The sequence below is a fragment of the Austwickia chelonae genome, from assembly GCF_003391095.1.
GTDB classification, from domain to species: Bacteria; Actinomycetota; Actinomycetes; order Actinomycetales; family Dermatophilaceae; genus Austwickia; species Austwickia chelonae_A.
Genome location: NZ_CP031447.1, coordinates 2,984,726 through 3,006,636, shown reverse-complemented (window position 1 = coordinate 3,006,636; position 21,911 = coordinate 2,984,726). Strand labels below are relative to the sequence as shown.

The window sequence follows — 21,911 nt, the reverse complement described above, 5'->3', positions numbered from 1 at the left end:
CGCCATCTTCTACCGCTCGGCATCTGCTGTGTCGTCCTTGGGGTCGTCTTGCAGCAAGGGCCGACGTCTACTTCAATCGATGAGCTTTTCAATAGTTATACGCGAACTATTGGCATAAGCTATTTTCTGCATGCGCTGGGGACTGCTTTCATGGTTGTCGGTGGAGGCATAATAAGCTCGTGGATCACGTTGAGATTTCTACACATCTCAGAGGAAAGATGAGGCCGATACAGTGAGTTCTCTGACATAGTTCGCCTACATCATCGGTCATCTTTCGAGTCTCATTCGTGCGCCCACGCGGCGTTGTGAGCCGCTCCGATAAAGGTCACCTGAGTTCATGGCATCGCCGTGACGGGATCTTGACGAGTACTGCGGCGACATCCCGCCTTCCGAACTGGAACAGGCCTACTACGCTGGTCAGGCCCAGCTAGTTCAGGGGCTGAAACTGCCGCACTATTGATTCCTCCGGATTCACCGGGGGCGATTCAACGACATGAGGTGTCATCTCGTGAGGAGCAGAGCTACCTGTGTGGTCCCTCGGACGTCCTGCTCGACGAAGGTCCCACCCGTACAGGCTGGTTCGCCACAGGTGTACCGGCGCTTGACCCACACCAGACGCACCGGTCGACCGAACGACGGCGCGTCCACCAGCGTCACGTCGTCGCGGTCGTGCGCATGCACGACCACTCCGCAGACCGAGCAGCCCACCAGACCCGGAGCCTTTTCCATCCTGTGTGACGGTTGGGTCTCGTGTGGCGTGTGATCCGGGGAGATAACGAAGCTCCTGGTAGGAGCGGTGATTGTCAGTTCAGTCACCCCTGCCAGGAGCCCCGTCATGCTTGTCTACCCCGTCGGTCTGGCCATGTCCACCACCACCCTGGATCTGCTCACCAACGCGCTGCACCGGCATCGGGCCGCGGCCAAAGTGATCTGGCGTCGGCTCTCAGCCCGCGATCAAGCCCTGCTGGTGCTGGCCTATCTGCATGACAATCCGACCTACACCGCCCTGGCAGCCGGGTTCAGAATCGGCGTTGCGACCGTCTTCCGGTACATCCGCGAGGCCTGCCAGGTGTTGGCCGCGATAGCTCCCCCCCTCGATCAGGCCCTGGTCGTGGCGCAAGCGAAGGCCTACCTCGTCCTGGACGACACCGTCATCCCCACCGACCGGGTCAGGATGACCAAGCGCGGCACCGACCGCGAGTACTTCTCCGGTAAGGTCCACCACCACGGCATGAACGTCCAGGTCATCGCCGGCCCCCTCGGAGAACTGCTGTGGACCTCAGCAGCCCTACCCGGCGCCCGGCACGACATCACGGCCGCCCGGCAGCATCAACTCCCCGAGAAACCGGCGACCTTGACCACCGCCAGGAAAGCGGTCCTGACCGACCGTGGCTACCTCGGTATCGGCTCCGGGATCTCCGTCCCGATCCGCGCCGTCCGCCGCAACCAGGCCACCGGCCACTTCGAACGACGCGACCTCTCGCGCAACGAGAAGGCCTACAACGCCGCCCACGGACGGCTGCGCGCCTGCAGCGAACGCAGCAACACCCAACTCAAGTCTTGGCACGTGCTCCGACGCCTACGCTCCTCACCCGAACAGGCCACGCCCATCGTCACCGCCGTCACCACCCTCATCACCGCAGGTCAACCCGCCAGATGAAAAAGGCTCCAGGCCTGGCACGACGAGCATGATCCGGCAGGAGAGCACAGCGAAGTAGAGTCAGGCACAGTCGAGGTGCTTGGCGAACAGAGGGGGTAGAAGTCCTCTGATACTGCCAGGGACCTCGACCCCTACCCCCGTCCCGGCATCGAGCACGCCACCGTACTCAACCCACGCTCAAGTCCGAAGATCCCTCAATGGAGCGGGATTACCAAGCTACGGCTTGGTAATCCCGCTCCATTGAATTAGATATGAGGCAAGAGACCTGATTAAAGAGATATGTGAGATTTAAATCTCAGCAAAGTGAGAAGCGAAATCCCATCATTTCTGTAATGTTCAGACATCGCCCATTAGGCGCAACCCCTTCCCTGCTCGAGGCTCTCCATCCTCGTTCTTGAACACTCGATAGATGATCGATATCAAGAATCCACATTCTACTGCGGCGATAATCAGTCCCATGGGCCTATACCATGGAGTAAAAGCGCATAGAATGGCTGCAACAAACAATCGAGCTCGATTGTTGAAGTAGACGTGATTTCTTTCTTGGATGCTATCCGCGTCGTCCTTTAGTGCCCTGTATACCACTCCAGAATAGGCAACAGCTGAAAGAAAAGCACAAATCATCCATGCTGGGTTTGAGTCAGAGATGCTTACCATCAACGCAGAAGCTGACGCAATCCCAAAGCAGAATATTTCTCCGAATCCTCTACGTCTACCGATAGTCATAGTTATCATCCCCAAACAGCACACCCTGCTGCTGACCCAATTACACTGAGAGCCAGCCCGCCAGGAGTAAGTTTAACAGCGTCTTTCATGCCATGCTTAGCGGCATGCTTTCCGATGTAAAGCCCGAGCTTAGGCCAAGCTTTCTGCTGGATCATACTAGAAATAGCCCTCCAGTCAAGGAATGCAATGAGTCCCCCAGGGACAACTCCTTTAAGAACACATTTTGCATAGTCTGTTGCGCCATGAGTAGTAATTACAGGCTCATCAAAGTTTATCGATCCAGCGGAGGCTCCTGCGCGTACAGCACCTGCAAGTCCTTCTGGACCGTTCATTGCAGAAGCGACGGAGATGGCACCTGACCTGGAAATATCAGGGTGCTTAGCAAGCCCCTTCTCGCTGACAGACCAGGTTCCCGAAGGGCTCTGAATGATAACTTCCGTAAAGAGAACCCGGAACCCTTCCTCGAAACGCTTTGCTAGTTCTATCTCATTGGCCGATGGAGCAGATGCAGGCTGAGAAGAGATGTCGCTATGGCGCTCTCCCATTGGGATAGCAGATGCAGATCCAATAGACCCAAAAATCATTGCAGTGGTAATCAATCCACCGGTAACAGGGCGGTATCAACCGGTGAGTGCCTCGCCTGCTTGAGTGAGGATTGTATCGAGTTTTTCGGCGGGAGTGTCGAAGTCGAGGGTTTCGCGGGGGCGCCCGTTGAGGAGGTAGGCGATGTTGTCGAGGTCGGTTTGTGTGTGGGTGGACAGGTCGGTTCCTTTGGGGAGGTATTGGCGTAGGAGGCCGTTGATGTTCTCGTTGCTACCGCGTTGCCAGGGTGAGTGGGGGTCAGCGAAGAACACGGGGATGCCGGTATTGATGGTGAACGTGGCGTGTCGGGCCATTTCGCGGCCTTGGTCCCAGGTCAGGGACCGGCGCAACAGAGCGGGCAGCCGACTCATCGCTTGGGAGAGGAAGAACGCCACGCGGGGCGCACTGTGGTCATAGGGCAGGCGTTGCAGGATGACGTAGCGGCTGGTGCGTTCGACCAGAGTGATGACCGCCGAGCGGTTCCCCGCGCCCATGACGAGGTCGCCTTCCCAGTGTCCGGGCACAGCCCGGTCCTCGGCCTCGGCGGGTCGTTCGCTGATCATGACCTTGTCCAGGATCGCTTCTCTGCCTGCACTGATCGCAGCCCGCTGGGCCCGGCTGACCCTGGCGGTACCGCCACGGCGCAGGACACCCTTGAGCTCGACTCGCAGTTGCCCGCGGGCCTGGCAGTACAACGCTTGATAGATCGCTTCGTGGGACACCTGCCACTGTGGCCGCTCGGGATGGTCTTTGACCAGTCGTCCCGCGATCTGGCGCGGCGACCACCCCTGACCCAGGCCAGCGTTCACCAGCTCCAACAACGCCGGGCAGGTCTCAACCTTGCGCAGCTTCGCCCGGCGGGCACGCACCCGCGCCAGCTCCTGTGCGCAGTGTCCCCGGTACTGTGACCGGCCACCACAGCGAGCGATCTCACGATTGACCACCCCATGATCACGACCCAATCTGGCCGCGATCACCCGACCCGACTCACCCACCGCGATACCCCGCGAGATCTCCTCCCGCTCCACCAACGACAACGCCCGACCACGCACCCACAACACCCTCTCCACCCAGGAACCCCCAGATCATCCCAGGCGAGGCACTGACCCATTTACACCAAGCTGCGATTCCGGTCATAGAAAACATGCGTCCCGTCTCGCGTACATACATAGTCAAGCGGTCCGGTTTGGAATCGAGGGCCACCCCCGCGGCCATCTGCCACAGTTCGACTGGGAGTTGCTGCGACTCGCTGTTCATGAAACATTCCTATCTGTTGTGCTTGGCCTCAAGCTCCATACGATGGAATACCGTGTTCCTGAAACGATCTTATCGACCGAGTGGACGGATTCGGGGGACATAGCAAGGGCGGCCAGCGTGTTGCAGTCCGGGCGAATGCGACGAGTAGTGGGGTCGAGTTCGGAGGCGCCGTGAAGAACAAGATCTCCCCCAGCTAACTGCTTTTCGGTGGGCGTCAAATACAACAGGGCTCGATGTGAGAAATAATGCGGATTTGAAGGGTCACCCATTGCATCCGTGTGAGGGTGTGCATAATCGCCGGGAAGCCAACGGTTCAACATCACCTGACTTGTTGTGAGCGCTTCAATCTTAAAAGCGGAGGCAACACTAGCCTCGATAGATGGGGTTAGGGTGGCCACCGCAATACGCAAGCCTGGCGGCGTGAGTATTTCCTGCGAATTTAGATAGTAAGCGGAGTTGCGGGCAATCGCACTTTTTGACGGCACCCAGGCGCCGAAGTGGTCTAGGTATGCCACCAGTGCTTTAGTGCACTCAACGGGGAGGACGTTCCTTCCCAGCGCCCACAGGAATGGGCTGTTATTCGCCTCTAGATGCATACTGTCCATCCGCTCCAGATTTTAAGAAAATAAAAATAATAAGCACCGAAAGTAAATCGAGCGCCACTGAAAGAACAATAGGAAGTTGAGTCCACATTCCCATCGCGATAGGAGCGAGGCCAGCTCCTAATGCATTGCCATATTGCGTTGCAGTGTTGGTCCATCCGAAGAAAGGAGCGATGTCCTGTTCGGCTAGCTTTTTGGTCGTCTCCGCGGAGAGCAATCCGATGGTGTCCGCGCCGACAGCCGAGGCCGCTATGATAAGAAATCCAACTGTGAGGTGATTGTCCGAAAATAGCAGTCCGAGGATAATTGGAATGGGAAGTATGAGCGTAAGAATAAGGATGAGGCCAGGCTTCCTCCTGTCTGCTAGCTGTCCCCAGAAGGGCGCCAGGGTCATGGTGATGAGGGCCGAGGCTGTCGTGATCGTCGCTAAAACTGGAGCAGCAGATATAGCGCTGGAGCTGCTTGACAATGATAAGGGCAACCAGGTTCCCAGGAGCATGGATGAAACAGTTAGAGCGAAAACGGCACAGATGGGCATCCAATACGCAGTTTTGGTCGTGTGCCGCGTCTGCAGTTGGGTCGATATTGACCGATCCTGGACTTTTATGTTTGGGGAGATTAGAGCCGCGCTGAGCGTGAAGAGGCTCAACCCCGCCGATGCGAGGAAGGTGATTCGATAACTGCCGGTGGACCAGACAATAGCCGCACCAATGGCTGGGCCGGCGAGGGTGCCGCCGGTGCGGAAGGAAGTTATCCAAGAAAGGTCGCGGTTTCTTGTTTCAGGCGTGCTCAGCTGGGCAAGAGTGCTTGAGGCGATGGGTACAAATCCAGAGGCTACGCCTGCGAGGCACCTCGATAAGAAGAGTCCAGAGACACTGGTGGCGTTAGCGCTCAGAGCATAAGCGAGGCAGATCATCAAGGATGATCTGATTAGCATTGGCTTAGTTCCATACCTGGTAGCCAGTTTGCCCCACAGCGGGGAGAATAGTCCGCTTAAGACGAATGAGATGGCGAGAGTGGGCCCTGCGAGGGGGGATCGAGGGTTTAGCTGCGCTACGTACAGCGGTATTAGAGGAACGGCCATGAAGTAGCACACGGAAGATGCCAGGATGGCCGCTAGCAGGATGGGTCTGGTGAATTTTGTTGGCATGATATTGGGGAGTGGCGGGGGACGTCAGACCCCCCGCCACTCACTTTTACTTTCTGTGAATCATCGCGAGTTGTCCGAGGAGGGGTTAACGACCGCCCGCGAGTTGTCCGAGGAGGGGTTAACGACCGCCCGCGAGTTGTCCGAGGAGGGGTTAACGACCGCCCGCGAGTTGTCCGAGGAGTGACTCATGATGGCTTCTTCGTCAGTGATCTCGTTGAAGTCAAAGTCGTTCTGCTGGTCGCTCATTGTTGCTTCTACTCTTGGCCGTGGTAACGCACGTTTATGTCGGGTGACTGCATCAGATCCGACAGTGGGAACCTACCCCGTGTGGCCCGGCCGCGTGGGGAGGACACAACCGGACTTTTCGGCGCGTCCCAGCAGCGCGAGATCACCGCGGCTGGGCGGTGGGGGACGGACGGCCTCTGATCTGCTCGGAGAACTGTGCGCCTCCCCGGTGGGCTGGCGAACGGGAGGGGGATCTTGCCTTTTGTCTGTGCCGCCCGCAGTCCGTCGTCGACGCCTCTGTCTCTGACCGAGGCGCCCGTGGCGACCGCCTCAAGTGGCGTCGGCGCTTCAGCCATCCGGCACACCTGGGACGTGCAAAGGGGAGTGGTGTCAGGCTCAATTGCCTGTGTATGCCGCACGTGGGTAGATCCTCGATGTTGCGGATGTGTAGCAGCGTTGCTATGGCGCGACGGGTTGAATCGCCCCGGGTTTCGTAGAGGCTGTTCTGGTTGGTTCCGGCCTCGATGAGGACGGTGTTTTCAGGGTAGTGCTGGGGCTGCTGGCCGTCCCAGTACGCGGCCTTGAACTCCTTTGGTGGGACGAAACCGATCTCGCCGTGTAGGCGTCGGTGGTTGTACCAGTCCACGTACTCGGCAACGGCGATCTCTATGTCGCTGACGTTCTTCCAGCCGCCAACCGGGCGCATCACCGGATTGCGGATGCACTCGGCCTTGAACAGCGAGTTCAGCGCCTCGGCCATCGCGTTGTCGTAGCTATCCCCGCGGGAGCCGCCCGATGCGACGCCCTGGGCTTCGGCCAGTCGTTGGGTGTAGCGAATCGCTCGATACTGAACTCCTCTGTCGCTGTGGTGAATCAGACTGGAGGTGTCCTGCCCGCAACGGCGCCGCAGCCACAGTCCCATGTCCAAGGCGTCCAGCGCCAGATCGGTGCGCAGCGAGGTCGACACCTGCCAGCCCACGACCATCCGGCTGAACACGTCCAGCACAAACGCGACGTAGGTCCACCCCGCGTGCGTGCGCACGTACGTCAGATCCGCGACCCACAGTTGGTTCGGCGCTGCTGCGACGAACTCGCGCTCGACCAGACCGGCCCGCTGCGGGGTCTGCGCGCCATCAGCCGTGGTGGTCTTGCGCGTCTTCTCTCGCGGAATGCCCCGCAGGCCCTGGGCCCGCATGAGTCGCTCGACCGTGCAGCAGGCCACGCTGACGTCCTGGCGCATCCACCTTCTGGGCGCCGTACACGCCCAGGTTCTCCCGGTGGACCTGGCCGATCAGCTCGGTCAACTCCACGTCCCGCACCGCCCGCACAGACAGCGGCCTGGACTTGGCGGCGTAGTAGCTGCTCGGGGCGATCTGCACACCGGCGTCTTTCAACACTGCACAGATCGGCTCGACCCCGACCTGACACCCATCGACCACCTCGCGTCGATGGGCGTCGATGTAGGCCACTACCTGCAGGTGGGGCGATCGAGCTCCGCCGCGAAGAAAGCCGCCGAGGTCTTCAAAATGTGATTCGCCCGACGCAACTCACGGACCTCACGCTCGAGCTCGGCCAACCTCGCCGTCTCCTCGCTGGCCGTTCCGGCGCGCAGACCGCCATCGATCTCAGCCTGCTTCACCCAGGTCCGCAAGGCATTCCGGAAGCACCCCGAGCTGATCACCGATCCGCTTGATCGCCCCCGCCCGCGAGGCCGGATCCTGCCGAGCCTCAACCGCCATCCGCGTGGCCCGCTCCTTCAACTCCAGGCTGTACTTCCTCGGTGCCGCCATGACACTCATCATCCTTCCCAGGAATCAGAGTCTTCACCGAACCCGGGGCGATTCAGATTGGGAGCTGCGAGCTGGAATGTCCTGGCTGAAGGGGTTGCTCATCAGACAGGGATGAGTTTTGGCTGGACGACGAATCTGATCGCCTTGACCGTGCTGGTGGCATGGATCCCCTTGGGCGAGATGCCTGGCCTGGGAACTGTTCTCAATGTGTGTCTCGTGGGCTTGACCGCCGATTGGACCGCTCTGCTGCTTCCACCAGCAGAGTCATGGCCTGCCAGGGCCATGTACCTCGTGATCGGGGTGCTGATGCTGGCCTTTTTCGACGCTCTGTATCTGGGCGCCCAGTTCGGCGCGGGGCCCCGCGACGGCATTATGACTGGCCTCACTCGAGCCACTGGACAGCCTGTCCACCGAGTCAGGACCTGTATCGAGATCGTGGTTGCGGTCACCGGTTGGCTGTTGGGCGGCACCTTAGGCGTCGGCACAGTTGTCATCGCGATCTGTATAGGGCCACTGCTCGGAAGCCTCCTGTCTCGCACCATCGTGGAACTCGATGCACCTACCCGGGCCGGCCGATAGGGCCTCTGTCGTGATTGCCGAATATGTGAAGCGAAGTCCAGCCTGGTTCTGTGCGTGTCTCGTTTGCAGACCCACATGACCGGATTTAGCCTCGAAATTCCCTACACATAAAGGGACCTGGAGAGAAGGGGCGGGGGCCGACAGCGGTTGCCCAGGGTTGGCGGATCCGGAGTTTCGGGCCTGAAGGTGCCAACGCTGAACATGGTGCCTTGCCCAGGCAACGTGGCATTGGAGCCCGTGTGCTCCTGCAGCCTGGCCCGCATTCGAACTAAGAGTCTGGTGAGGAACTCAGATGGTTTCAGGGATGATGATCTGCGATTGGGCAGGGATGGCCGACTCCAGGTGTCCCCCCGGGGGCTTGTATAACATCTCGGCGCAAGAAGCTTTTAACGATCCTGAGTCTAGAAAACAGGGCGCTAGCCTCAGAGAACTTCACGTTTATTGCCAGGTAAGGCCTGATTCAGATCGATCTGGCTGGGCCCTGACACTGCTGTGAACTTTCCCTGCTCAACAAGCGCCTGACTATTGATTTCTCAGATTTAACTTTTAATTGAGAATTTCTCCCACGCAATCGCGACTGTCCAGCTGTGGGCCGGAGGCGTCCCTTAGTCCATTAATAGATGGTATGAACGGTGCTCGATTGCTCGTCAAATCGAACGGTAGCCCGATTTTACGACATAACTGATGGCTATACGTGAGGCCTCGATTTCTATAAGTTTCTCGCGCAAGAAAAGAGTCGATTTCTTGAATTAGGTTGTGCTGCCGGTAGGGGCGCGCTCGTCTCGCAAAATTAGGCGCTCAAGTAACTGGTGTCGATGTCTCGGTGGAGATGCTGGACGTCACTCGCCAAAAAGTTGATCAGGAGGACCTCGCTGGGCGAGTGGAGCTGATTGAGGCGGATATGATCGGCTATCTTCCGAAGCCTCTGACCTTGACGCTACGTCAAGGTCAAGTGCGAGGGCCCTCTCCGGCGGCCAGGAGACGACTGGCTCCCTGATGATACCGCTCGTGCGCTTCTTCCCGAGAGAAAGGGCGGGCTTCGCCGGGAGGATCGCCTGGCAACTCCAGGTGCCATTCAGAAAACAGCCATACGCTGTCTCTTCGTGAGCCACGAAACGTCCTCCCGATCGACCGACGGCCCTGGCGAAGCAGTTGTGCCGACTATGGGCTATTCGCGCGTCCTGGTCGCCACCTCCCCTGCTCCAGGCTGGGAACTGACCCGGGAGGTGGCCTGCAACAGTTCTCACAAATGGAGTGCCGCCTCATATCCCGGGCAAGGAACCTGGGTGCTGGGTACACTCGACGTTCTCCTGCCGCTCTGTGCGCCGGGTCCGTCGGGTCGAGATCGCCCGGCAGACCCGGCGCGCGAGCTCGCCTGTCGCTGGTAGCGGCGGTTGCATTGAGTTCGCACGATACGCGGGGCAGCGACGGGTCGGGAGACGAGGCCATCGAGCAACTGGACGGTGACGAGCTGACCCTGATCCAGCGACTCGGAGCCATGGGCAATCTGGCGAAACTGAGTTTCACCGCGGCCCCATTGGCGGTGACGCTCGCCATTGTCGGCGCGATTCTCGATGCTCTCCTGCCCATCGTGACCACCTTCTTCGCCGCTCGCACGACGACCGCTCTCGGTCAGGTCGTCGCCAAGGAGCCCGGGGCGGTCGACCAAGTCTTCGTGTACATTACGCTCACGGCCGGCGTCGGCCTGCTCACGGCCTTGTGGTCGAGCATCTCGATCTACGTGCACCAGAAGCTGGTGTTCTCCGTCGAGTGCCGCATCAGCGACAAGATGTTCGACCGCTTCGCCTCCCTTGCCTTCTGGCGGTACGAGGACAAGAGCACCGCCGACCTGTATGATCGGGCAGCCCGCTTCGCCAAGAACTTTGCCCAGGCCTTCGACAAGATTGCGGTGCTGTTCGGCGCGTTGATCGCTGTCGTGCTGAGCCTGGCAGCGCTGGCCATCGTCAATCCCTGGCTCGCGCTGGCCGTCCTGGTCGCTGTCACACCGGGCATGTGGCTGCAGTTCCAACTCACCCGCAAGCAGTGGGCTCACTGGAATGGCACGATCGAGACCCGACGTCGACGAGTGGGCATCGAGCAGCGAATGCTCCATCCAAAGGCCATCGTCGAGCTCCGCTCGTACGGCCTGGTACGTCACCTGCTCGCACTGCGGGCCACCCTGCGTGACCGGGATGAGCGGGAGCGGCTCGATCAGGAACGCGAGTACATCCTCAAGCGGCTCCTCGCTGATGCAGTCGAGGCCCTGGTCGAGGTGGGGGCCCTTGTGTGGGTCACTTTGAGGATCAGTGCAGGCACCCAATCTCTCGGGCAGTTCGTCTTCGTCCAGCAGGTGGTTCGTCGAGCAATCGAAGCAGCCAACCAATTCGTGACGGCTGTTGCCGAAGTAGACCAGGATGTGGTCAATCTCTTCGACTACCAACGTTTCATGCAGCTCGATGACGGCCCACCTCCCATCAATCGGGTCCCCGCTCCGATGCCGGACATCACCCTCGAGAAGGTCGCCTTCCGTTACCCTGGGGCGGATCGACCACTCGTCCTGCGCGACATCAGTCTGCAGATCCCGGCCGGTCATCATGTGGCCCTCGTCGGGGAGAACGGGGCCGGTAAGAGCACCCTGCTCAAACTCATCCTGGGCATCTATCGACCAGAGACGGGTCGGGTCCTGATTGGTGGCCAGGACCTCGCCGAGTGTGAACCAGCGACCTGGCACACTCAGGTGGCTCTACTCAAGCAAGACTTCCTCCACTACTCCTTTGCCACGATCCGAGAGAATGTCGCCTGGGGAGCCGTCGACCGCCCGGTCGATGAAGCGTCGATCTGGGAGGCGCTGAACAAAGCGCAGCTGGCTGGCTTCGTCCGCACCCTGCCGCACGGGCTCGACACGTACGTCGACCCCTGGATGGAGGACGAAGAGGGTCGGATCGGCACCGACCTATCCGGCGGGCAGTGGCAGCGGTTGGCCCTGGCGCGGGCCTTCTATCGTGATGCCAAGGTCATCGTTCTTGACGAACCCACCTCGGCCCTTGACGCGCTGGCAGAAAAGGCCATCTACGACCATTTCTTTGCTCTAGGCGACCGTACCTTGATCTCGATCAGTCACCGGCTGACGTCGGTGGCGCGCACGGACGTCATCCACGTCCTCGTCGATGGTCAGATCGTCGAGAGTGGCAGTCACGAGGAGTTGGTCGCACTTCAGGGCCACTACGTGCGGATCTTCGCCTCACAATTGACCCCAGGCCTTCAGGCCTGACCAAGGCAACACTCCTCGACCGCCCGTGTTGTTGTCGAGAGGCACCTACCCCGAAGTCTTCAGCGATCCTTGCGATGTTCTCTCCACGGGCGCGACGTACCCGAGCCATCTGCGCGTCTTGACCTCCTCCCCCACCTGAAGGTGGGGGAGGAGGTCAAGGAGCCTCATCGCTCTGAGAGTCGTAAAGTCCGTCTGACGATCGTCGTCATCACTCACAAGATCCCGCAGCGGCGACTTCCTGGTTCGACTTCACCGGAGCCGTCTTCGACGGTAGCGACTTCGCCGGGGTGCAGCTCACCGGTGGGCAGGTCATCTTCGGCGACACAGAGTTCTCTGGGGACGGTAAGGCGATTGTGGATAAGGTTGGGTGCGTTTTTGCGGGTGGTTTCCCTGAGTAGAGGCTAGTTGAACCGCCCCGGTACATCCGGAGACTCCGATCGTTGGGAAGGTTGGAGTCAGGTCAGGGAGTACGAGCAGGCAGTGCCCGGAGGAGTTGAAGTCTCGGGCGGCGCGGATGGTCGCCGAGACTCGCGCTGAGGGGGAGTCGGGTGGGCGGCGATGTCCTGCGTCGCGACGCTGCTGGGCATCACAACCCCGAAGAAGGTTCGCAAGTGGGGTCCGCCAAGCTCAAATCGACGACGGGCAGCGTGCCGGCGTCACGACCGAGGAAAACGCTGAGCTGAAGCGGTTGCGGTGGGAGAACGCTGAGCTGAAGTGGGCGAACGTGATTCTGAAGGCGGCATCGGTTTTCTTCGCGGCCGAGCTCGACAGTGATAGTGGACTTCGTCCGCGAACACGCCGACCACCGTGACGGGGACGGCCTGCGTTGGGGTGTCGAGCCGATCTGCACCGTGCTGACCGAGAACGGCCTGCCGGTCGCCCCATCGAGATACTACGAGTACCTCAAAAGCGCGCAGTCCACCCGCGCTCAGCGCGACGCTGTGCTGGTCGAGGAGATCCGCCGGGTCCATGCCAGCAACTACGGCGTCTACGGTGCCCGAAAGGTGTGGCTCGCGCTGAACTGTGAAGGGATCCCGGTCACCCGGTGCACCGTCGAGCGGCTCATGACCGCCGAAGGCCTGGTCGGCGCGGTCCGCGGCAAGGTGAAGCGGACCACGATCCCCGACGCTCGCGCGCCGCGACCGCGTGACCTGGTCAACCGACGCTTCGCCCCGCTCGCCCCGGACCGGCTGTGGGCGGCGGACATGACGTACGTGTCGACCTGGTCGGGCTGGGTGTACGTCGCGTTCGTGATCGACGCGTACGCGCGTCGGATCATCGGACGGTGGTGCGGCACGTCGATGACGACTCAGCTTGTCCTGGACGCGCTCGAGCAGGCGATCTGGACCCGCCAACGTGCTGGCGCCGACCTCGCTCAGGTGGTGGCGCACACGGACCAAGGCTCGCAATACGTCGCTATTCGCTACACCGAGCGGCTCGCCGACACCGGGATCATGGTATCCGTTGGCGCGGTCGGGTCCAGCTACGACAACGCCCTGGCCGAGACGATGAACGGCCTGTACAAGACCGAAGTCATCAAGCCCTGCGGCCCCTGGAAGAACGTCGACGCCGTCGAGTGCGCAACCGCCGAATAGGTCGACTGGTTCAACCACCGGAGCCTCTACGGCTACTGCGGCGACATCCCACCCGCGGCGCCGAAGCCGCCTACTACGCTGCCCACCACGAGCCCGCGACAACCGTCGCGTCCTCAAACTAGAAAGTCTCCGAATACTCCGGGACGGTTCAGTGGTCCTGAAGAGCAAGAGTCGGATCCGGGTGACTGGATGCGTATCCGGTGATGTGATGTGGCTCTACGGATCAACAGTGATCGAAGGGTTGCGCGATGCCAGGTGTGGTGAAGAGAACGGTGGAATGGCTTGGCCTTACCATGGGGCCCCGAGGAGGCTTGGAGCCGGGGGAGCTGCTTTTATGGCACAACGTCGAGGTACGAACGAGGAAGCTTCATAAATTTCTGTGGTTTGTCTTCGCTCTGGCTGTCGCCGTGCTTCAGGAAACTGAAGGGTTGCTCGACGACAGCGCCTTGGGGGCGCTGGTGCTCGGGTGTCTTGTTTATGGCGGCGGGAATCTGTTCTCCGAACGTCTGAAAGTTCGCTCCGAGTAGATGACGCACCCTTTCTTCGTCTGAATACCAGCAGCGGGGCCAGGACGCATTTTCGTCCTGGCCCCGCTGCTGATGGCGTGCCGTGGTTCTCAACGGCCGTGTCAGTCGTCCTCGTGCTTGTCCTCGGGGACCTTGTTGTCGGACTTCGGGTGCAGGGTGGTGCCCCAGATCGCGATGTTCCGCTCCTTGGCCAGGGGCAGGTCCTTGTCATCGCGGACGGTGCGCCAGGGCTCCCAGGCGAGGCCGGTGGCCTCTTCGGCGAAGACCGTGATGTTGCGGGCGTTGGCAGGCAGCGGGATCACTGTGTTGAAGGGGGCGGTGCGGTCCTTGCCGTTGCCATCCCATTCCTTATGGGTCTTCTTCTCCTCGCCGTTCTCGTAGGCGATCTCGTCCCAGCCGACCTTGAACCGGGCGACATAGCCGCCCTTGTGGGCGAGGTTGAGCTTGCCGTTGCGGTACGTGGTGACCTTGGTCTCGACGTATTCGGAGTTGTTGTGCACCGCGGCCTGGGCGTTGTCCTTCAGGAACTTCGCCGTGTAGGAGATCGGGACTCCGGGGTTGGTGCGGCTGTAGTTCGCGTCGGCGTTGATGACCTTCTTCAGGTCGGCCAGCTTGCCGGTGACGACCTCGGACTGGCCCTTGGACGATCCGCCGAGGACGATGGCGCGGAAGTTCGAGTTGGCGATGATCTTCTGGTACTCGATGTTGCCGCTGATGTCGACGCCCTTGACGATGGCCTTGAACGCGGCCTCGACCTTGGAGGAGGTCGAGCTGGTTTCCAGCTTGACGTACATCTGGCGTCCGTAGGAGACGCTGGAGACGTACACGGGCGGTGCGGAGGCGTTGATGCCGCGCTCTTTCAGGCCTTTCCCGCAGACGCTGTTGGCGATCATGTCCGAGGGGGCGCCCGGGTCGTTGACGGAGGCGGTGTAGAAGATCTGCTTGAAGGAGACCACGGAGGTCTGCTTCTTGCCTTCGCGGATGCCGGTGAAGTCGACGCCCAGCTTGGTGATCGGGATGGCGGAGCCGACACCGAACTTGGCGATCAACTGGTCCTGCGTGTAGGCCATCGTTTCTTCGTACTGCATGGTGGCCGGCGGGTTGGGGTACTTGGGCGCATAGTCCTTGTTCCACCGCTCGAGGAGGGTGTTGAGGGCGCCGTTGGTGTCCGACCGGGTGGGGTTCTTCACGGACTCGCTGTTGGACTTGCCGTCCATGCCGGGCAGGTTGACGCTCATCGTCAACGGTTTGCGGTCCATGTTGACGAGAGTGGGCTGATTCTCGACGAAGTTCTTGTCGCCCAGGAGAAGAGCGCCAGGATAGATGGTGCTGGCAGTCGAGTTGGTGGCGGCAATGTCGGTCGATTTGTTGGAGATGGTGCGGCGGTTCTTCGTGATGACACGGAAGACGCCGTCCTTCATTTCGCCTTCACTCTTTGGCGGGTTGGTGATTTTTTCACCATCATGCTTCAAGACGTCTTCTGGCTTGTAGTTGAGGCCGCGGACGTAGGAGTTGGTTTCGTCGTCGGAGCAGCGAGCTGCCATCGGTGCTGGCGAACCGGTGACTGGGGCTGCATAGGAGGCGACGGGCGCCGTGAGGGCGACGGTCACGACGAGCGAGGCGAGTGTTGCTGATGCCTTTGAGGGCGAGAAGGGGATGGTCATCTGTGATCCTTCACGGGTGGCTCAGATGGAAGGCCCAGGCTGGCGATAAGAAATATTTTTCGACAACCGAACGTTCGGACGCTAACACGAGGGGGCAAGTCCGTGATGTCCTATATGTCCTATATGACCTAAAAAAATGAAGTTTTTTGGGCGTTGGGGAACTTTTGGTGGAGTTTCATTTAGCCAAAACGTGACTTTGAATCATGCGTACGTTGGATGAAATGTCCCGCAAATAACTGCACGCCATTGTTGTACAAAAAATAATAGCAGATAATTCCTGTTTTTTATATTGAGCAGCGTATCTATTATGCAGCCGGGGCCGGTCCGGACACGCACCCTGGAACACCTCCAGAAGCCCGCTTCCGGGCCGACCCCGGCACCCTCCACGAACAAGCTCAGGCCGTCGCCCGCCGGATCCCCAATTCCCCGAAAAGCACACCCTCCTCGGGCAATAGACCGTCCTCCGACACCGACCGGTACGCCGCATAGGACAACTGGTCAGGAGACGACACCCCGTGGCTGCGCATCATCACGCACACCGACTGCGCGATCAACGGATACAGATCCCACGGAGCCGGCCACAGATGCCGCATCGACCAGCAGCCGTTCTCCTCAACCCACTCCCAACCAGCCACCGACACGTCCTCGGGGAGCGACTGCCCCACCCCCTGAACGACCCCGCTGATCAACAGATCAGGTGACTCGTGCCAATCCGGTTCGTTCTTGTCGATCTCCACACTCGGGCCGGACTCGCCGTCGTCCCCACAAGAGAAGAACGTGACCCGGGTACGGGCATCCAACTGCTCCCGCAACACCCGGGTGAGTGCCGCCTCGAAGTCCTCCCAGGTGGTCCACCGGTTCACCTGCCCCCACGGCGTAGCACGCATCTCCTCGGCACGCGCCGGGCCCATCACCCACAGGGTGACCCCCCAACGGGTCTTCTTCACCAGCGCAGAACCGCCATTGGCCAACCGCCAGGCCATCATCATGGTCGACCCATCACACACCGAACTCTCCGGCATGCCCCGCACCTGACGGAAGTGGTTACAGACATCGGCGAAGATGTTCAACGCCAACGACTTCTCCTCCTCCGGCGGAAGCACACCCACCTGATCGGTCACCGCCACCTCCACGGCAGTGACCTGGTCCCCCTGCTGCGTCGGCCACGACTGCCCCCACCCGAAACGGTCGACGGTCTCACGGAAAGCGCTCTCCGTCAGCGGCCAGGAGGCATCCTCCAGGGTCCTGACCCAATGGGACATGGCTTCGAAGGGGGCCAGCCGCATATTTGCGCGCACCGGCTCTTCCTCCAGGGAACGTTCGTCGTGGTCAGTCATCGCTGCTTCCTTATGGCTGGTCGGCGTCGGCCACCCACGTTAACCGGGGGGTTCTGCTCGCGATCAGCCGGTTCCGGGTTGAACAAAGCAGGCCGCCCTCGACAGCGACACGCCGCGCCACCGCGGATCCCGACACGGCCGACCCCGCCATCTGCCACCCGTCCCCCACCGCGATCCCGCGACCCGCAGCAGCGACGACAGCTCAGCGCACGACCGTGGTGTGCCTACGCCCGATCGGAACGATCAACGGCCGGTCGCTGACCGGATCGGACACTACCTGAGCCTGTAGCCCGAAGACCTCCGCCAGGAGTTCCGCCGTGATGACCTCCTGCGGTGCCCCGGCCGTCACCACTCGGCCGTCCTTCATCACCACCAGGTGGTCGCTGTACCTGGTCGCGAGCACCAGATCGTGCAGGACCATCACCACGGTGCGCCCCCGCTCGTCGTGCAGGACATCGACCAGGTCGAGCAGATCCAAGGCATGCGCCAGGTCCAGGTAGGTGGACGGCTCGTCGAGAAGCACGATGTCGGTGTCCTGGGCCAACGCCATCGCCAGCCACACCCGCTGCCGCTGCCCACCCGACAGCGTGTCCACGGTGCGCCCCGCCAGGTCACCCACCCCCGTCAGCTCCAAGGCCCGCCGGACATGATCGGCGTCATCCGCCGCCCACTGGCGCAGCCAACTGTGATGCGGATGCCTTCCCAGAGCGACCAGATCGGCGACCGTCATCCCCTCCGGGGCGACCGGCATCTGCGGGAGCAGACCGATCACGGTGGCCACCTGCCGAGGACGCAACCGGTACAGATCCTGCCCGTCCAGACAGACCCGCCCGGCCAACGGCGGCAGCAGTCGCGCCAAGCTGCGCAACAACGTCGACTTCCCACACCCGTTCGGCCCGATGACCGTGGTGATCACCCCCGTCGGAATGGACAGATCGACCTCCGGCAGGACGACCTTGTCGCCGTACCCGATCCGAGCGCCGTGCACCGTCAACCGCGGTGCCGCCGCCCGCGGATCCGGTCCGGCAACAGGGCCGACAACAGTAGGAGTGGCTTCGTTGAGGCTCACAAGGTGACCTTCCGGTCGGTGCGAATGATGACGTACAGCAGGAAGGGCCCACCGATCGCGGCCGTGACGATCCCGACCGGCAACTCCCAGGGCAGCAGCGTGCGCGCCACCAGATCGGCCGTCAGCACCAGCAAGGCCCCACACAAGGCGCTACCCACCAACGGCGGAGTGCTCGTCGCGAAGATCCGCCTGGCCAGCTGCGGAGCCACGAAAGCCACGAAACCGACCGGCCCCGCCGCCGCCACCGACACCGCCGTCAACGCGATCGCGACGAACAACAACCGACGCCGCGCCCGATGCAGATCCACCCCCAACGCCGACGCACTGTCCTCACCCAGCCGTAACGCCGTCAACTCGTGCGCCGCCACCGGCAGCACCAACACCGTCACCGCCAGCACCACCGACAAGGGCACCAGCTCCGGCCAGGACCGGCCGTTGACACTCCCCGAAAGCCACGCCGTCGCCCGCGAAGCCGTATTCAGATCGGCACGCACCAACACGAAAGTCACCGAGGACGCCAGCATCGAGTTCACCCCGATACCGATCAGCACGAGCCGGTAAGTATCGATGCCCTGCTTCCACGCCAACAGATAGATCGTCGCCGCCGTCGCCAAAGAACCCACCAAGGAGGCCACCGGGATCGCCACCGCGGACACGACCACCCCCGTGGCACCGGCAGCGATCACCGCGACCGCCGCCGCCGACGCACCCATCGAGATCCCCAGAATGTCCGGACTGGCCAAAGCATTACGAGCCGTGTTCTGCGTCAACGCCCCCGCCAACCCCAACGCCAGACCGACCGCACCGGCCACCAGGGCGCGCGCCAACCGCCACTCCACCACGATCCGGGTCTCGATGGCAGTGCCGTAGCCGCCGAGGATGCGCAGCACGTCCGGCACCGTCAACGGGTAGTCACCGACGGTGAGCCCGGCAGCCAGGACGAGCACTCCCACCAGGAGACAACACACGGCCAACACGACATTCCGGACGGACACCAACAGGGACAACGGCCCCACCCGCAGATGACGTCGCCCTCCTCGCAAGACCTCGTCGGGGACGGTGACGGATTCGACGACAGAGGGCGACTGACAGGTCATAGGTGCACCAGCGATCGACGGCGGACGAGAGCGATGAAGACGGGCGCGCCCAGCAAGGCGGTGACGATGCCGACTTCCACCTCGCCGGGGATCGCGATGATCCGCCCCGCGGTGTCGGCCAGCAGGATGATGATCGACCCCAACAAGGCGGAACAGGGCAGCAGCCACCGGTAGTCCGGCCCGGTCACGGCACGCGCCATGTGCGGGACGACGAGGCCGAGGAAGCTGATCGGCCCGGCGACGGCGGTCGCGGCGCCGGTGAGCAGGGCGATGGTGAGGAAACCGGCCCAGCGGACGAGGGTGATCGGTACGCCCAAGGCGCGGGCGCTGTCGTCGCCGAGAGCGAGGACGGTCAGGGTGGGGCCGGTGGCCAGGGCGAGGACGGCGCCGACGACCAGGTAGGGGAGGACATGGCTGAGGGCGTCGAGGTCGCGGGCGGCGACGGACCCGGCGGCCCAGAACCGGCGGATGTTCAGGCTGGTGTCGTCGGTGAGGGCCATCGCACTGGTCAAAGCGGTCAGGAAGGCGCTGAGTGCGGCGCCGGCGAGGACCAGGGTCAACGGGTTGACGCTGTTGTTCCCGGCGGCGCAGACCGCGAAGACGGCGGCTGTACCGACCGCGGCGCCGACGAAGGCGAACCAGACCTGTGCCTGCGGGTCGGTCACCCGGAAGAGGAAGGCACCGAGGACGACGAAGAAGGACGCGCCGGCGGTGACGCCGAGGATGCCGGGGTCGGCCAACGGATTGCGGGTATGTCCTTGGACGAGTGCCCCGGCGAGCCCGAGGGCGGCGCCGACGGCGACGGCGATCGCGGTGCGGGGGACGCGCAGTTCCCATACGACGACGGCGATGTCGCTGCGTTGGCCGGGGCCGGCGAGCAGGGTGTCGAGGATCTGACCCGGGGGGACGGTGCGCGCGCCGATGGCGAGGCTGAGGCAAGTGGCGAGGAGAAGGCCGCCGATCAGCGCGACGACACCGGGAAGCCGACGGGTCATGTGTGCCTTGGTATCACACCATACTTAGGTTGCCCTAAGCCTGGATGGGTGGAATGTCCGGCAGCTGAACCGTCGGTGGTCGGTCACTCGACGGCGAGGACGACCTTCCCGATGTGGCTGCTGGCTTCCAGCATCCGGTGGGCTTCGGCGGCCTCGGCCAGGGGCAGGGTCTCGTGAACGACGGGCTGAACCCGTCCGGCTTCGACGAGGGGCCACACGTGTTCCCGGACGGCAGCCACGATGGCGACTTTCTCCTCTGCCGGGCGGGCGCGTAGGGAGGTGGCGGTGAGGGTGGCCCGTTTGGTGAGCAGGGCGTTGAGGTTGATCTCGGCTTTGACTCCGCCTTGGAGGCCGATGACGACGAGTCGTCCACCGGTGGCGAGGGCTTTGATGTTGCGTTGGAGGTATTTGGCGCCGACGAGGTCGAGGACGACGTCTGCGCCGCGTCCGTCGGTGGCGGTGCGGATCTCTTCGACGAAGTCGCTCTCCCGGTAGTTGATGAGGATTTCGGCGCCGAGGCTGCGGCAGGCGTCGAGTTTGAGGTCGGTGCTGGCGGTGACGGCGACGGTGGCGCCGACTTCACGGGCGAGCTGGATGGCCATGGTGCCGATGCCGGAGGAGCCGCCGTGCAGGAGGACGACTTCGCCGGGGCGCAGGTGGGCGGTCATGAACAGGTTCGACCAGACGGTGCAGGCCACTTCGGGCAGGGAGGCGGCTTCGACGAGGCTGAGTCCGCTGGGTACGGGTAGTACTTGTCCGGCGGGGACGGCGACCTTCTCGGCGTAGCCGCCGCCGGTGAGTAGAGCGCAGACCTCTTGGCCGACCCGCCAGGTGGTGACCTGGTTGCCGACGACGGAGACGGTCCCGGCGACTTCGAGGCCGGGTAGGGGGGAGGCGCCGGGGGGCGGGTCGTAGAAACCTCGGCGTTGGAGCAGGTCGGCCCGGTTCACTCCGGCTGCGGCGACGTCGATGACGATCTCGTCGGGGGCGGGTGTGGGGTCGGTGACCTCGGCAAGGACCAGGGCGTCGACGTCGTCACCGGGGGTGGGGATGGTGATGGCCTGCATGGACCAACCCTAGACGGGCTTCCTCGGATCGGGGCGATGCCGGGGGTCAGGTGCCGCGGACGTGTTGCTGGGCGCGGGCCAGGTCTTCGGTGGTGTCGACATCCCAGGTGGTGTGCCCGGCGACGTCGAGGCCGGTGCAGTGCAGGGGTGCGAGGACGCGGCGTACCCCGCGATTGCGGGCGTCGACGGGCAGGACGGCGCGCAGGGCCTGGGTGCGATAGGCGGCCAGGAGCGGTTGGTGTTCGCCGGCGGTGTCGAGGGCTTGAACGCCGTCGACGTGTTTTTCGGGGGTGTTCTGGGCCGCGGTGTACCGGTCGTGGAGCCCGTCGTCGGCGGCGGCGAGCGCGGTCACGAGATCACGGACGGCTTCGGCGGCGAAGGGCTGGTCGCCGGCGAGGACGACGGTGTACCGGGTGCGGCTCTCGGCGATCCCGGCGGCGATCCCGGCGAGCGGGCCGCTGCCGGGCGGGTCTTCTCTCGTCCAGATCACGGGGCGGGCCGTCGGGCGTGGGGTGCCGACGCAGATCACCGTCCACCGGTCGGGCAGCCCGAGGAGCAGCCGGTTGAGGATGCTTTCGCCGTCGACCTGCGCGGTGGTCTTGTCGCCGCCGCCGAAGCGTCGTGAGGTGCCGCCGCAGAGCACGATCGCGGTGACATCTTCGGTTTCGGGCGCGTGGGTCATGTCAGGGAAGGTACCGGGTGCTGCCGACAGGGGCTG

At 62.5% G+C, this 21,911-nt stretch carries 18 protein-coding genes and 2 pseudogenes; 6 read left to right on the top strand and 14 right to left on the bottom strand.

Annotation, left to right across the window (positions count from 1 at the left end):
• Window positions 1–501: 501 nt before the first annotated feature.
• Entirely contained in the window at window positions 502–729 is a 228-nt protein-coding gene (locus DX923_RS13275; protein ID WP_240322636.1) for a transposase family protein, read from the bottom strand.
• Window positions 730–835: 106 nt separating this feature from the next.
• Here DX923_RS13275 and DX923_RS13270 point away from each other — a divergent pair, with 106 nt between their 5' ends.
• On the top strand, window positions 836–1,660 hold the full coding sequence (locus tag DX923_RS13270; protein ID WP_116115608.1) for a transposase family protein: 825 nt from the start codon (window positions 836–838) through the stop codon (window positions 1,658–1,660).
• A gap of 731 nt (window positions 1,661–2,391) precedes the next feature.
• Here DX923_RS13270 and DX923_RS16300 read toward each other — a convergent pair.
• From DX923_RS16300 to DX923_RS13245, 6 genes and pseudogenes are all read right to left on the bottom strand, one after another.
• Complete coding sequence (locus DX923_RS16300) at window positions 2,392–2,931, bottom strand: hypothetical protein (RefSeq protein ID WP_162872985.1); 540 nt, start codon at window positions 2,929–2,931, stop codon at window positions 2,392–2,394.
• Between the two features lie 75 nt (window positions 2,932–3,006).
• Window positions 3,007–4,038, bottom strand: a complete 1,032-nt coding sequence (locus tag DX923_RS13265; RefSeq protein WP_240322635.1) for an IS30 family transposase — start codon at window positions 4,036–4,038, stop codon at window positions 3,007–3,009.
• A 183-nt stretch (window positions 4,039–4,221) separates the two neighbouring features.
• Entirely contained in the window at window positions 4,222–4,830 is a 609-nt protein-coding gene (locus tag DX923_RS13260; protein ID WP_116115607.1) for a 2OG-Fe(II) oxygenase, read from the bottom strand.
• Entirely contained in the window at window positions 4,802–5,911 is a 1,110-nt protein-coding gene (locus DX923_RS13255) for an MFS transporter (protein ID WP_240322843.1), read from the bottom strand. Before DX923_RS13255 ends, DX923_RS13260 begins: the two co-directional genes overlap by 29 nt.
• A gap of 126 nt (window positions 5,912–6,037) precedes the next feature.
• Window positions 6,038–6,223 carry a hypothetical protein gene (locus tag DX923_RS16295; protein WP_162872983.1) on the bottom strand — a complete coding sequence of 62 codons (186 nt, stop codon included), beginning with the start codon at window positions 6,221–6,223 and terminating at the stop codon, window positions 6,038–6,040.
• A gap of 547 nt (window positions 6,224–6,770) precedes the next feature.
• Window positions 6,771–7,992 (bottom strand): annotated as a pseudogene (locus DX923_RS13245) (IS3 family transposase); the annotation flags it as partial.
• A gap of 111 nt (window positions 7,993–8,103) precedes the next feature.
• On the opposite strand from DX923_RS13245, the gene DX923_RS13240 reads away from it, so the two are divergent.
• From DX923_RS13240 to DX923_RS13220, 5 genes and pseudogenes are all read left to right on the top strand, one after another.
• A complete protein-coding gene (locus DX923_RS13240) occupies window positions 8,104–8,571 on the top strand; it encodes a YczE/YyaS/YitT family protein (RefSeq protein ID WP_116115605.1) in 468 nt (155 codons plus the stop codon).
• Between the two features lie 829 nt (window positions 8,572–9,400).
• Window positions 9,401–9,568, top strand: a complete 168-nt coding sequence (locus tag DX923_RS17195) for a hypothetical protein (protein ID WP_430732306.1) — start codon at window positions 9,401–9,403, stop codon at window positions 9,566–9,568.
• A 402-nt stretch (window positions 9,569–9,970) separates the two neighbouring features.
• Window positions 9,971–11,842 (top strand): ABC transporter ATP-binding protein, encoded by a 1,872-nt coding sequence (locus DX923_RS13230; RefSeq protein WP_162872982.1) that lies wholly within the window; start codon window positions 9,971–9,973, stop codon window positions 11,840–11,842.
• A 514-nt stretch (window positions 11,843–12,356) separates the two neighbouring features.
• Window positions 12,357–13,559: pseudogene (locus DX923_RS13225) on the top strand (IS3 family transposase).
• 126 nt (window positions 13,560–13,685) lie between these two features.
• Complete coding sequence (locus tag DX923_RS13220) at window positions 13,686–13,964, top strand: hypothetical protein (protein ID WP_116115602.1); 279 nt, start codon at window positions 13,686–13,688, stop codon at window positions 13,962–13,964.
• Between the two features lie 101 nt (window positions 13,965–14,065).
• On the opposite strand, the gene DX923_RS13215 is transcribed toward DX923_RS13220, so the two are convergent.
• The 7 genes from DX923_RS13215 to mobA form a co-directional block, all read right to left on the bottom strand.
• Entirely contained in the window at window positions 14,066–15,628 is a 1,563-nt protein-coding gene (locus DX923_RS13215; RefSeq protein WP_116115601.1) for a thiol-activated cytolysin family protein, read from the bottom strand.
• A 395-nt stretch (window positions 15,629–16,023) separates the two neighbouring features.
• The gene (locus DX923_RS13210; RefSeq protein ID WP_116115600.1) at window positions 16,024–16,965 is read right to left on the bottom strand and encodes a DUF6301 family protein; all 942 of its coding nucleotides are present in this window, start codon (window positions 16,963–16,965) and stop codon (window positions 16,024–16,026) included.
• Window positions 16,966–17,167: 202 nt separating this feature from the next.
• Window positions 17,168–18,034 (bottom strand): ABC transporter ATP-binding protein, encoded by an 867-nt coding sequence (locus tag DX923_RS13205; protein WP_116115599.1) that lies wholly within the window; start codon window positions 18,032–18,034, stop codon window positions 17,168–17,170.
• A complete protein-coding gene (locus tag DX923_RS16290; protein WP_116115598.1) occupies window positions 18,031–19,131 on the bottom strand; it encodes a FecCD family ABC transporter permease in 1,101 nt (366 codons plus the stop codon). Before DX923_RS16290 ends, DX923_RS13205 begins: the two co-directional genes overlap by 4 nt.
• Window positions 19,128–20,126, bottom strand: a complete 999-nt coding sequence (locus DX923_RS13195; RefSeq protein ID WP_116115597.1) for a FecCD family ABC transporter permease — start codon at window positions 20,124–20,126, stop codon at window positions 19,128–19,130. Before DX923_RS13195 ends, DX923_RS16290 begins: the two co-directional genes overlap by 4 nt.
• A gap of 83 nt (window positions 20,127–20,209) precedes the next feature.
• The gene (locus DX923_RS13190; RefSeq protein WP_116115596.1) at window positions 20,210–21,193 is read right to left on the bottom strand and encodes an NAD(P)H-quinone oxidoreductase; all 984 of its coding nucleotides are present in this window, start codon (window positions 21,191–21,193) and stop codon (window positions 20,210–20,212) included.
• A gap of 46 nt (window positions 21,194–21,239) precedes the next feature.
• Complete coding sequence (gene mobA / locus DX923_RS13185; protein WP_162872981.1) at window positions 21,240–21,875, bottom strand: molybdenum cofactor guanylyltransferase; 636 nt, start codon at window positions 21,873–21,875, stop codon at window positions 21,240–21,242.
• Between the last annotated feature and the right edge of the window lie 36 nt (window positions 21,876–21,911).